Genomic DNA, 12346 nt, shown 5'->3' on the forward strand with positions numbered 1-12346 from the left:
AGCACTATGACACCCGTGCCCGCACAGCCACCGATCCGGTCAGCCGAGCAGTCCTCGACCCGGTACCGGATCCTCGACGCGTTCACCGGTCTCCTGATCGACCAGGGCGAACGGGCGGCAACCCTCGAGAATGTCGCGGTGGAGGCCGGCCTGTCGAAGGGCGGGCTCCTATATCACTTCGGCACGAAGGATGCCCTGGTCCAGGGACTCCTGACCCGACTGGGAGATCTCGTCGCCACCGACATCGAACAGATCAGGTCGGCTCCGGCCGGGCCGGTCGACTACCTGATCCGCACTTCCCTGAGTGTGGGCACGGCACTCGACCGCACGATCGCCGCGACCGTGCGCCTGGCGCAGGGGTCGCATCCTCTCGCGAATGCAGCAATGGTCTCAACCCGGCGCCGGTGGCTGGCAGTCATCGAGGAGACCGTCGGGGATCCGGACGTCGCGGAGGCGATCCTGTTGATCAGTGACGGACTGTACTTCGGAGCCACGATCGCGAGCCCGGCCCAGCCCGCCACCGACGTGGTGTCGGCGGCGAGACTGGACCGGTTGCTCGCCGTGATCGGTCGGATGACCGATGGACCGGCTACTCCGTGATGGCGATTTCGACCATCACGTCGGCCGAGATCGCGTCGCGCACGGTCCCGAGCAGTGCCGTCGAGACGGGTGAGTCGACGGTCAGCACGCTCAGCGCCTTGCCGCCGGCCTCGTGGCGGGCGATCTGCATGCCCGCGATGTTGATCTGGGCGTCGCCGAACTCGCGGCCGTAGACGGCGACGATTCCGGGGCGATCGGTGTAGACCATCACGATCAGGTGCTCGGCGAAGGTGACCTCGACGTCGTACCCGTTGATCTCGACGATCTTCTCGATCTGCTTCGTGCCGGTCAGGGTGCCGGAGACGGACACCTGCGAGCCGTCGGCGAGGGCGCCACGAATCTGGATGACGTTGCGGTATTCCGGCGATTCCTTGTCGGTGAGCAGGCGGACCGCGATGCCGCGCTGCTCGGCGAGGAGCGGCGCGTTGACGTAGGAGACGGTCTCGCTCACGACGTTCGTGAAGATGCCCTTGAGCGCGGCGAGGCGCAGCACGCTCACGTCGTAGTCGGCGAGTTCGCCGCGCACGTCGATGTCGACGCTCGTGAGCGGGCTCTGTGCGGTGAGGCCGGAGAAGACCTGGCCGAGCTTCTCGACGAGCGGGATACCGGGACGCACGTAGGGGTCGATGACGCCGCCGGCGACGTTGACCGCGTCGGGAACGAGTTCGCCGGAGAGGGCGAGGCGTACCGACTTGGCGACGGAGACTCCGGCCTTCTCCTGGGCTTCGTCTGTCGATGCGCCGAGGTGCGGGGTGGTGATCAGGTTTTCCAGGCCGAGGAGCTTGGAGCCGGTCGGGGGCTCCGACACGAACACGTCGAGGCCGGCCCCGGCGATGGTGCCTGCGGTGAGGGCGTCGTAGAGGGCGTCTTCGTCGATGAGGCCGCCACGGGCGACGTTGATCACGAACGCGGTCGGCTTCATGAGCTTGAACTGCTCGGCACCGATCATGCCGGTCGTCTCCGCGGTCTTCGGCATGTGGATGGTGACGAAGTCGGACTGGGCGAGGAGTTCCTCGAGCGTCACGGGCACGACGCCGAGCTGCTGCGCGCGGGCGGAGGTGATGTACGGGTCGAACGCGATGATCTTCGTGCCGAAGGCCTGCATCCGAGCGGCGATCAGCGCGCCGATGCGGCCGAGGCCGATGATGCCGACGGTCTTTTCGTAGAGTTCGACGCCGGTGTACTTGGAGCGCTTCCACTGCCCCTCCGCGAGAGCGCCACTCGCTGCGGGGATGTGGCGGGCCAGGCTAATGATGTGGCCGACGGTCAGTTCGGCGGCGGAGATAATGTTCGAAGTCGGCGCATTGACGACCATCACACCGGCGGCCGTCGCTGCTTTAATGTCCACGTTGTCGAGTCCGACACCCGCGCGAGCGATCACCTTGAGCAGGGGCGCTGCCGCGATGGCCTCGGCGTCGACCTTGGTCGCGGAGCGCACGAGCACGGCGTCTGCCGATGCGAGCGCGGCGAGAAGGGCCGGCCGGTCCGTGCCGTCGACAGTACGGACCTCGAAGTCGGGTCCGAGTGCGTCGACGGTTGCGGGTGATAATTCTTCAGCGATAAGAACGACTGGTTTTGACACGAAAACAGAACCTCCGATAGCAGCAGCAATTGTGGCTCGCGCCGCGACCGTGGGGCGCCAGTATTGCGTCGAGTCTATCGGCCGTAATATTCCCCAATGAGCACTGTTACGTTGGACTCCCTCCAGTTCGTCCTGCGCTGCCTTCTGGCCGTCTTCTTCTTCGGCGCGGGGATCACCCATTTCGTCCCGGTGGTCCAGCGCACGATGGCGGCGATGATCCCGCCGGGACTCCGCTTCACGGGAATCTTCGGCGCGCGGGGCCCTGTCGTCCTGGTCATGTTCACGGGTGTCTGCGAAATGCTGGGCGGCCTCGGCCTGCTCTGGCCTCCCACGACCGGGGTGACCGGGGTGCTGCTCGTGATCTTCCTGATCGCGGTGTTCCCGGCCAACGCGTTCGCCGCCCGCGACCCGCAGCGCTTCGGCCGGGCCGCGATCCCGCTCCGGATCCGCGTCGTCGAGCAGATCGCGCTGATCGCCCTCGTCGTGCTCGCCATTCTCTGAGCCTGCCGACCAGGCCCGACGCCTCGATCAGACGATGAGGCTGCCGAGCCCGAACTGGTAGATGTCGAGGGCCAGGGCGGATGCGAGGGCCAGGCCGACGAGGAACAGTGCCGCCTGTGCGTAGAGCGGCCTGCCCCGGCCGATCCGGGCGGCGAGCAGGAAGATCAGGATCGGCAGGAGCACCCCGGCGAGCAGGATTCCCCAGCCGAACCCGCTGAGCTGGGTGTCGAGGGACCCGGCGTTGAGGGAGAGGCCGATCAGGTTCCCGAGGCCCGACCAGACGTCCCAGGCGTAGAAGAGTCCGAAGAAGACGGCGACGACCAGGAACGGCCAGGAGGGCCTGCGGCGCTTCGACGCGGCGTCGGTTCCAGCAGTGCCGGTGCCGGACGGGTTCGGGAGTGCGACGGGCTCGCTCATGCGACGGCCCCTCCGCTCACGAGCAGTGGGAGTGGGGCGAGCAGCACGACGCCCAGGAGCAGCCACAGGATTCGGCCGCGCGGCCGGGTCGGGGTCAGCCAGAGCGTCACCGCGAACCAGGCGACGGGGGCGGCGACGGCGAGCCACGTTCCCAGGCTGAACATGAAGCTCGCGAGCGCGTCGCCGAGCGGGTTGTCGATCCGGCTCACACCGATGAACCAGCCGATCGTGAAGAGCAGGTAGATGCCGCCGAAGACACCGAGGGAGATCAGGGTGAATGAGCTCATCGGCGAGCGGTCAGAGCCGCGGGCCGCGGCATCCGCTTCGATCGCAGCGGTCGGGCCCTTGACGCTCCAGCCGTCCGGCAGCGCGGCGTAGACCGGTTCGGATGCCGGTTCGGATGCCGGTTCGGATGCCGGCGCGGATGAACCGGTATCCGGCTCGACCGGCGTGCGGGAGCTTTCGCGGGCGTCGGCGTCTTCCGACCGGGTCTGCAGGGTGGGATCGTCGTCGCCGGCCCAGCCGAGCGCGTCGTCGTCGTCGTGCGGAACGTCGCCGCGTGGTGCTGAAGTCATAGGGCCAGAGTAGCCGTCGGAGGCCGTCGGCGTTAAGCGAAGCGGCGGGGCCCCTCGGGTGGAGGAGCCCCGCCGTTCGTCGTGCGGTGTACGCGGTGCGTGGTGCGCGGTGCGGTGTCTAGCGGGCGGCTTCGCCGTCGACGTAGTCGTCGTCGTTCGAGGCGTTCCACGCGAAGAGCTTGCGCAGCTCGCGGCCGGTGGCCTCGATCGGGTGCTCTTCGCCCTTCTTGCGGAGCGCGAGGAACTCGGGTGCTCCGGCGTCCTGGTCTGCGATGAAACGCTCGGCGAACGCGCCGCTCTGGATGTCGGCGAGAACGGCCTTCATGTTCTCCTTCACGTGCGGGTCGATCACGCGGGGGCCGGAGACGTAGTCGCCGTACTCCGCGGTGTCGGAGACGCTCCAGCGCTGCTTGGCGATGCCGCCCTCCCACATCAGGTCGACGATGAGCTTGAGCTCGTGCAGCACCTCGAAGTAGGCGACCTGCGGCTGGTAGCCGGCTTCGGTCAGGGTCTCGAAGCCGTACTGGATCAGCTGCGAGACGCCGCCACAGAGCACGGCCTGCTCGCCGAACAGGTCGGTCTCGGTCTCTTCGGTGAAGGTGGTCTTGATGCCGGCGGCACGGAGCCCGCCGATCGCCTTCGCGTAGCTGAGCGTCAGCGGCCAGGCATTGCCGGTCGCATCCTTCTCGACGGCGACGATGACGGGAACGCCACGGCCGGCCTCGAACTCGCGGCGCACGGTGTGTCCCGGTCCCTTGGGGGCGACCATGACGACGTCGACGCCCTCCGGAGCGGTGATGTAACCGAAGCGGATGTTGAACCCGTGTCCGAAGACGAGCGCCTTTCCGGCGGCGAGGTTCGGAAGCACGTCAGCGGCGTACAGGTGACGCTGCACCTGGTCGGGCGCGAGGATGACGATGACATCGGCCCACTTGGCCGCCTCGGCGGTGCTCAGGACGGTGAAGCCGACCTCTTCGGCCTTGGCCTTGGACTTCGAGCCCTCCTTGAGGCCGATGACGACCTCGACACCCGAGTCGCGGAGGTTCTGGGCATGCGCGTGTCCCTGCGAGCCGTAGCCGATGACGGCTACCTTCTTGCCCTGGATGATCGACAGGTCAGCGTCTTTGTCGTAGTAAATCTCAGACACGAGTGGTTATCTCCTAGTTGTTTGGTGAAGAAAGGTCGGTGAAGAAAGGGGGTGCTGGGCGAACGCTAGCTCTTGAACACGCGTTCGGTGATCGATTTGGACCCGCGGCCGATGGCGAGCAGTCCGGACTGTGCGATTTCCTTGATTCCATAGGGCTCGAGCACGCGCAGCAGCGCCTGCGTCTTACCGGAATCCCCTGTGACCTCGATCACGACGGAGTCGGTGGCCACGTCCACGACCCGCGCACGGAACAGCGTCACCGCCTCGAGCACCTGGGACCGCGTCGTGTTGTCCGCACGCACCTTGACGAGCAGGTGCTCGCGCTGCACGGACTGCGCCGGGTCGAGCTCGACGATCTTGATCACGTTGATCAGCTTGTTGAGCTGCTTCGTGACCTGCTCGAGCGGGAGGTCCTCGACGTCGACGAGGATGGTGATCCGCGACAGGCCGGGGATCTCGGTGTGGCCGACCGCGAGGCTTTCGATGTTGAAACCGCGCCGGGCGAAGAGGCCGGCGACGCGGGTGAGCAGGCCGGGCTTGTCCTCGACAAGGAGGCTCAGGACGTGGGAACTCATGGGCTTACTCCTCTCCCCAGGTCGGTGCGTGGTCTTTGGCGTACTGCACATAGCTGTTGCTGACACCCTGCGGCACCATCGGCCACACCATCGCGTCCCGGCTCACGACGAAGTCGATCACGACCGGACGGTCGTTCGTCGCGAGGGCGAGCTTGATCGCGTCGTCGACCTGGTCGGCGCTCGTGACCCGGATGCCGAGCGCACCATACGCCTCGGCGAGCTTCACGAAGTCGGGCACCATCGCGGAGCCGTGCCCCGTGTTCAGGTCGGTGAAGGAGTGCCGTCCGTCGTAGAAGAGGGTCTGCCACTGGCGCACCATGCCGAGCGAGGAGTTGTTGATGATCGCGACCTTGATCGGGATGTTGTTGATCGTGCAGGTCGCGAGCTCCTGGTTGGTCATCTGGAAGCATCCGTCGCCGTCGATCGACCAGACGACCCGGTCGGGTTCGGCGACCTTCGCGCCCATCGCAGCGGGAACGGAGTAGCCCATCGTGCCGGCGCCTCCCGAGTTGAGCCAGGAGTTCGGGCGCTCGTACTTGATGTACTGGGCCGCCCACATCTGGTGCTGGCCGACGCCTGCCGCGTAGATGCCCTCCGGCCCGGTGAGTTCGCCGATGCGCTTGATCACGTACTGCGGAGCGAGCAGGCCGTCGGCCGGCTCGGAATAGCCGAGCGGGTACTCCTTGCGGAGACCGTCCAGGTAGGTCCACCACTCGGTGAAGTCCGGCGTCGTCGTCTTCAGCACCGCGGAGAATGAGACGGCGAGGTCGGCGAGCACGTCCTTGGCGTCTCCGACGATCGGCACATCGGCCGTACGGATCTTGGAGATCTCCGCCGGGTCGACGTCGACGTGCACGATCGTGGCGTTCGGTGCGAATTCGCTGACCTTGCCGGTGACCCGGTCATCGAAGCGGGCGCCGAGCGCGATGATGAGGTCGGCCTCCTGCAGGGCGAGGACGGCGGGGACGGTGCCGTGCATGCCCGGCATCCCGAGGTGCAGGTCGTGCGAGTCGGGGAAGGCGCCGCGAGCCATCAGCGTCGTGACGACGGGGGTGCCGGTGAGTTCGGCGAAGGCGAGCAGCTCGGCGGATGCGCGGGCGCGGATGACTCCGCCGCCGACGTACAGCACGGGCTTCTTGGCGTCGGCGAGCAGCTGGGCGGCCGCCTGCACCTGCTTGCCGTGGGCCTTGGTGATCGGCCGGTAGCCGGGCAGGTCGATCTTCGGCGGCCAGATGAACGGCGCCGTCTTCTGCTGGGCGTCCTTGGTGATGTCGACGAGAACGGGACCCGGCCGGCCGGTCGAGGCGATCAGGTAGGCGGATGCGATCGCACCGGGAACGTCTTCCGGCCGCTTGACCAGGAACGAGTGCTTCGTGATCGGCATGGTGATGCCGACGATGTCGGCCTCCTGGAAGGCATCCGTGCCCATCAGCGTCGAGAAGACCTGGCCGGTGATGCACAGGATCGGCACCGAGTCCATGTAGGCGTCCGCGATCGCCGTGACGAGGTTCGTGGCACCGGGACCGGAGGTCGCGATGGCGACGCCGACGCGGTTGCTCGCCGAGGCGTAGCCCTCCGCAGCGTGGCCGGCGCCCTGCTCGTGGCGCACCAGGATGTGCCGGATGGCGTCCTGGGTCATCAGCTCGTCATACAGCGGGATGACGGCGCCGCCGGGCAGCCCGAAGACGTCGGTCACGCCGAGCAGTTCGAGGGTGCGGATGATGGCACCGGAGCCGGTCAGGAGTTCGGGCTCACCGGAGCCGGCCGCGGCCGTCGCCGCGGCGGACGGTGAGGCGGCCGAAGTCGGCGAGGGCGTGGGTGATGGCACGGGGTTCTGTTCCGCGGTCATTGAGTCAGGTCCCTAAGGTCGAGTACGAATGGTGAGCGCTACCCCGTGACGGCGCCAACGGCCGCCGATTGCACGAGCTTCGTGTACTTGGCGAGCACGCCGCGAGTGTAGCGCGGGGGGAGAGGCGCCCAGCCGACTCGTCGGGCGTCGAGCTCTTCAGGGTCGACCAGTAGGTCGAGCGTGCGAGCTGCGATATCGACCCGTATGAGATCACCATCGCGCACGAAGGCGATCGGACCTGCGTCCACCGCTTCGGGTGCTATGTGGCCGATACACAGTCCGGTTGTGCCGCCTGAGAATCTGCCGTCCGTTAACAGTAGTACATCGGCACCGAGACCGGCGCCCTTGATTGCCGCGGTGATCGAGAGCATCTCCCGCATTCCGGGGCCGCCCTTGGGGCCTTCGTAACGGATGACGACGACGTCGCCCTTTTCGATGGCGCCCTCGGTGAGGGCGTCCATCGCCGCGCGCTCGCGCTCGAAGACGCGGGCGGGCCCGGTGAACACGTCGCTGTCGAAGCCGGCTGTCTTGACGACCGCACCCTCCGGAGCCATCGAACCCTTGAGGATGGTGATGCCGCCGCTCTTGTGGATCGGGTTGTCGAGCGTGCGGAGCACCTCGCCGTCGAGGTCCGGCGGGTCGATCTCCGCGAGGTTCTCCGCAACGGTCTTGCCGGTGACGGTGAGCGCGTCCCCGTGGATGAGGCCGGCCTCGAGCAGGGCGCGCATGACGGCGGGCACCCCGCCGTGGCGGTCGACGTCGTTCATGACGTACTTGCCGAACGGCTTCAGGTCGCCGATGTGCGGAACCTTGTCGCCGATCGTGTTGAAGTCGTCGAGGCTCAACTCGACCTCGGCCTCGCGGGCGATCGCGAGCAGGTGCAGCACGACGTTCGTGGAGCCGCCGAAGGCCATGGCCACGGCGATCGCGTTCTCGAAGGCCTTGCGGGTGAGGATGTCCCTGGCCGTGATGCCGAGGCGCAGCAGGTTGACGACGGCCTCGCCGGAGCGGTGCGCGTAGTAGTCGCGGCGGCGGTCGGCTGAGGCGGGGGACGCGGATCCCGGCAGGCTCATGCCGAGGGCCTCGGCGACGCTCGCCATGGTGTTCGCCGTGTACATGCCGCCGCAGGCACCCTCGCCGGGGGCGAAGGCGCATTCGATCCGCTTGGCGTCCTCCACGGACATCCGCCCGGCCTTGACGGCGCCGACGGCCTCGAAGGAGTCGATGATGGTGATGTCTTTTTCGGTGCCGTCGGAGAGCTTGACCCAGCCGGGCGCGATCGAGCCGGCATAGAGGAAGACACTCGCGAGGTCGAGACGGGCGGCGGCCATCAGCATGCCCGGAAGGGACTTGTCGCAGCCGGCGAGCAGGACGGAGCCGTCGAGGCGCTCGGCCTGCATGACGACCTCGACGGAGTCCGCGATGACCTCACGGGAGACGAGGGAGAAGTGCATGCCCTCGTGGCCCATCGAGATGCCGTCGGAGACGGAGATGGTGCCGAACTGCAGCGGGTAGCCGCCACCGGAGTGCACGCCCTCCTTGGCCGCCTGCGCGAGGCGGTCGAGGGACAGGTTGCACGGGGTGATCTCGTTCCAGGAACTCGCGATGCCGATCTGGGGTTTGTCCCAGTCTGCATCGCCCATCCCGACCGCGCGGAGCATTCCGCGGGAGGTCGTGGCTTCGATTCCGTCGGTGACGTCGCGACTACGCGGTTTCAGATCGATCTCAGGCATGTAGTGATTCTAGAACCTGTGTTTCGGGAACTTTGCCGCAGGGTTACCGTTCGCTGGGAGTTCCGGTCTTTCCCGCAGCCTCCCGGAGGTCGGCGATCAGCTGCAGCACGAGCGGCACTTCTTCCGGCCCGCGCACCCGGTAGCCGGCGAGGGACGTGCCCGCGCCGATCTTCAGGCCCAGGTCGCCCGGGCGCAGCGCGGTGAAGGCGTCTTCGTCCGTCACGTCGTCTCCGGCGTAGAACACGCGGTCGGCGCCCGTGTACAGACGGAGCCGTTCGAGCGCATCGCCCTTCGAGCTCGAACGCACGGCGAATTCGAGCACGTTCTTGCCCTCGCGCACGGTGAGATCCGGCAGAACGGCGCCGAGCTGCGCGCGGGCGTCGCGTTGCACGGCCTGGGACGCCTGCGCTGTCGCCTTGCGGGTGTGCAGGGCCAGCCCGGCGGGCTTCCGTTCGATCCAGGCGCCCGTCACGGATGCCGAGACCCGCTCGAGCACGCGGGTGAGCGTGTCGAGCTGGGCGAGTTCGTCCTGGTTGAGACCGAGCTCTTCGTCCGGGGTGTCCAGTTGCACCTCGATGCCGTGCGATCCGGTCAGGAGAACCTCGATCTGCGGTTCGGCGACCTGGCGCAGGCTGGCGAGCGACCGGCCGGAGACGAGGGCGACACGCACGCCGTCCATCCCGATCAGGCGCTCGACGGCCTCGCGGGTGCCGGCCACGGCACGCGAGTCCTGCGGGTTGTCGACGATCGGGGCGACGGTGCCGTCGAAGTCGAGCGCGACGAGCAGCGAGTCGGCCGAGCTGAAGTCGCGGAGCGCGTGCACCAGGTCATCGGGCACGCCGGGCTGCACGGCCGCGCCCTCGGTAAGGGTGCGCAGGAAGGACGAGGACCAGGCGGCGACGTCGTTGTCGAACACCTTGCGACGCAGGGCGCGCATCCGTCGCTGCCGTTCGGGACGCGGCATCGCGATCGCGCGCAGGATGGCCGCCTTCATCCCGTCGATGTCGTGCGGGTTGATCAGCACGGCCTGCTTGAGTTCGTCGGCCGCGCCGGCGAATTCGCTCAGCACGAGCACGCCGTCGTTGTCGCCGCGGACGGCGACGTATTCCTTCGCGACGAGGTTCATCCCGTCGCGGAGGGCGGTGACGAGCATGACGTCTGCTGCGAGGTACAGGGCGACCATTTCCTCGCGCGGATACCCGTGGTGGTGATAGCTGATCGCGGTGTGGCTGATCGTCGAATAGTCGCCGTTGATGCGGCCGACGGCGAGTTCGATCTCGTCGCGGAGGGCCATGTATGCGCCGACCCGTTCCCGGGAGGGGCTCGCGACCTGCACGAGGGTGACGTCCTCGACGGAAATCGACCCGTCCTCGAGGAGCTCGCCGAAGGCCTTCAGCCGGTGGCCGATGCCCTTGGTGTAGTCGAGCCTGTCGACGCCGAGGATGATCGTCTTCGGGTTGCCGAGGTCTTCGCGGATGCGGCGCGCGCGGGCCTGGATCTCCGGCTGCTTCGCGAGGTCGGCGTATGCGACGGCGTCGATCGAGATCGGGAAATGCTTGGCGATCACCCGGCGGTGGTGTCCCCCGGCGCCCGGCACGTCGATCGCGACACCACGGGTGGAGTACCCGAAGAGGCGACGGACCGCCCGGGAGAAGTTGCCGGCATCCGCGAGCCGCTGGAAGCCGATCAGGTCGGCGCCGAGCAGGCCATCGAGGATCTGCTTGCGCCACGGGAGCTGCGCGTAGATGCCGTACGGCGGGAACGGAATGTGGTTGAAGAAGCCGATCACGAGGTCTGGACGCATGTCCCGCAACATTCGCGGCACGAGCTGCAGCTGGTAGTCGTGGACCCAGACCGTCGCGCCGGATGCGGCGGCCTCGGCGGCCGCTTCGGCGAACCTCCGGTTGACGCGCACGTACGCCTCCCACCATTCGCGGTGGAAGCTCGGCGGGGAGATCACGTCGTGGTAGAGCGGCCAGAGGGTGTCGTTGGAGAAACCCTCGTAGTAGTCCTCGAGGTCGGCGTCGGTGAGCGAGACGGGAACGATGTTGATGCCGTCGTTCTCGAACGGGGCGAACTCGCGGTCGGCGACGCCGGGCCAGCCGACCCACGCGCCGTCCGAAGAGCGCATCAGCGGCTCGAGTGCGGTGACGAGACCGCCGGGTGAGGTCTTCCAGCTTTCGGTGCCGTCCTCGGCGACGACGAAGTCGACGGGCAGCCGGTTCGAGACGGCGACGAGGGCGTACGTGACCTTCGGCTCGGCTGCGGGCGTGTCAACGGCTTCAATCGAAATGGCTGGTCCGTTCCGGTACCTGCATGGCGCACGCACCTCGGTGAACTTCCAAGGATACCAGCAGGCCGGATGGAGCCCCCTGAAAATTGGGGCACGGGACACCCGCTGTTCAGCAGTCGGGTTTACTCTGGCGCCAATGATTCGCATCGGCATGAGCACCACGTGCGCCTATCCGCTCTCGACAGAGCACGCATTCCGGCTCGCGAAACTCGCGGGCTACGACGGCATCGAAATCATGGTTTCCCGTGACGAGGTCACCCAGGACGCCGGTGCGCTCCTGGCCCTGTCGCGGAAGTACAAGCTGCCGATCTTCTCGATCCACGCTCCCGTGCTCCTGCTCACTCATTTCGTCTGGGGTCGGGACCCGCTCGTGAAGCTCGAACGCTCGGCAGCGCTCGCGGCCGAGGTCGGGGCGCGAACCGTCGTCGTGCATCCGCCGTTTCGCTGGCAGGCCGATTTCGCCGTCACGTTCCTCGACTCCGTGCGCGAGATCGGCGCGCACAGCGGCATCGAGATCGCGGTGGAGAACATGTTCCCCTGGAAGTTCGGCGGCCGGAGCATGAAGGCGTACTCCCCCGGCTGGGACACCACCCGGATGGACTGCGACGCTGTCACGCTCGACTTCTCGCACTGCGCCCTGAGCGGGCTCGACAGCCTCGCCATGGCGACGGAGCTCGGCGACCGCCTCCGGCACGTGCATCTCTGCGACGGGTCCGGTTCCCTCGACGAGGGCAAGGTCTTCGACGAGCACCTGCTTCCCGGTCGGGGCAACGAGCCGGTCGCCGAGGTGCTCAACCTGCTCGCGCGCACGGGCTGGGACGGTCGCATCGTCGCCGAGGTCAACACCCGCAAGGCCCGCACCGAACAGGAACGCCTCGTGCTGCTCGTGGAGACCCTCGCGTTCGCCCGCCTGCACACCGCCCAGCGTCGGGTGCGCCGCGCCCCGCGCTCGCCCCGCGCCCACGAGTCCCTGCGTCCCGGCCAGCAGCACTAGCGGCACCCCCACACCCGCCCACACACGCGCGAAAGCGGGTGAATCGTCGGTCTGATGCGCTCAGACCGACGATTCACCCG

The 12346-nt window shown here is 67.7% G+C and carries 11 protein-coding genes; 3 read left to right on the forward strand and 8 right to left on the reverse strand.

Going from position 1 to position 12346, the window contains the following annotated elements; all coding sequences use genetic code 11:
• The first annotated feature begins 6 nt into the window (after window positions 1-6).
• Window positions 7-600: a TetR/AcrR family transcriptional regulator gene (locus E3O44_RS03515; RefSeq protein ID WP_134532495.1), complete on the forward strand. Its 594-nt coding sequence runs from the start codon at window positions 7-9 to the stop codon at window positions 598-600.
• On the opposite strand, the gene serA is transcribed toward E3O44_RS03515, so the two are convergent.
• Window positions 590-2182: a phosphoglycerate dehydrogenase gene (serA, locus tag E3O44_RS03520; protein WP_134532500.1), complete on the reverse strand. Its 1593-nt coding sequence runs from the start codon at window positions 2180-2182 to the stop codon at window positions 590-592. The two genes, E3O44_RS03515 and serA, sit on opposite strands and share 11 nt — an antisense overlap.
• 96 nt (window positions 2183-2278) lie before the next feature.
• On the opposite strand from serA, the gene E3O44_RS03525 reads away from it, so the two are divergent.
• On the forward strand, window positions 2279-2683 hold the full coding sequence (locus E3O44_RS03525) for a DoxX family protein (RefSeq protein ID WP_134532502.1): 405 nt from the start codon (window positions 2279-2281) through the stop codon (window positions 2681-2683).
• A gap of 27 nt (window positions 2684-2710) precedes the next feature.
• Here the strand turns inward: E3O44_RS03525 and E3O44_RS03530 are convergent, their stop codons facing one another.
• The 7 genes from E3O44_RS03530 to E3O44_RS03560 form a co-directional block, all read right to left on the reverse strand.
• Window positions 2711-3100, reverse strand: coding sequence for a hypothetical protein (locus E3O44_RS03530; protein ID WP_134532504.1), 390 nt, complete (start codon window positions 3098-3100; stop codon window positions 2711-2713).
• Window positions 3097-3675 carry a hypothetical protein gene (locus E3O44_RS03535; RefSeq protein WP_134532506.1) on the reverse strand — a complete coding sequence of 193 codons (579 nt, stop codon included), beginning with the start codon at window positions 3673-3675 and terminating at the stop codon, window positions 3097-3099. The genes E3O44_RS03530 and E3O44_RS03535 overlap by 4 nt, the downstream gene beginning before the upstream one ends.
• Window positions 3676-3793: 118 nt before the next feature.
• Window positions 3794-4822, reverse strand: a complete 1029-nt coding sequence (gene ilvC / locus E3O44_RS03540) for a ketol-acid reductoisomerase (protein WP_134532509.1) — start codon at window positions 4820-4822, stop codon at window positions 3794-3796.
• 65 nt (window positions 4823-4887) lie between these two features.
• Window positions 4888-5397, reverse strand: a complete 510-nt coding sequence (gene ilvN, locus E3O44_RS03545) for an acetolactate synthase small subunit (protein ID WP_134532511.1) — start codon at window positions 5395-5397, stop codon at window positions 4888-4890.
• A gap of 4 nt (window positions 5398-5401) precedes the next feature.
• Complete coding sequence (locus tag E3O44_RS03550) at window positions 5402-7246, reverse strand: acetolactate synthase large subunit (RefSeq protein WP_134532514.1); 1845 nt, start codon at window positions 7244-7246, stop codon at window positions 5402-5404.
• A 38-nt stretch (window positions 7247-7284) separates the two neighbouring features.
• Window positions 7285-8979: a dihydroxy-acid dehydratase gene (gene ilvD / locus E3O44_RS03555; RefSeq protein ID WP_134532517.1), complete on the reverse strand. Its 1695-nt coding sequence runs from the start codon at window positions 8977-8979 to the stop codon at window positions 7285-7287.
• A gap of 43 nt (window positions 8980-9022) precedes the next feature.
• Window positions 9023-11272 (reverse strand): bifunctional alpha,alpha-trehalose-phosphate synthase (UDP-forming)/trehalose-phosphatase, encoded by a 2250-nt coding sequence (locus E3O44_RS03560; protein ID WP_241976051.1) that lies wholly within the window; start codon window positions 11270-11272, stop codon window positions 9023-9025.
• A gap of 136 nt (window positions 11273-11408) precedes the next feature.
• Here E3O44_RS03560 and E3O44_RS03565 point away from each other — a divergent pair, with 136 nt between their 5' ends.
• On the forward strand, window positions 11409-12266 hold the full coding sequence (locus E3O44_RS03565) for a sugar phosphate isomerase/epimerase family protein (protein ID WP_134532522.1): 858 nt from the start codon (window positions 11409-11411) through the stop codon (window positions 12264-12266).
• The last annotated feature ends 80 nt before the right edge of the window (window positions 12267-12346 follow it).

This window comes from Cryobacterium algoricola, from assembly GCF_004402485.1.
Lineage (GTDB): Bacteria > Actinomycetota > Actinomycetes > Actinomycetales > Microbacteriaceae > Cryobacterium > Cryobacterium algoricola.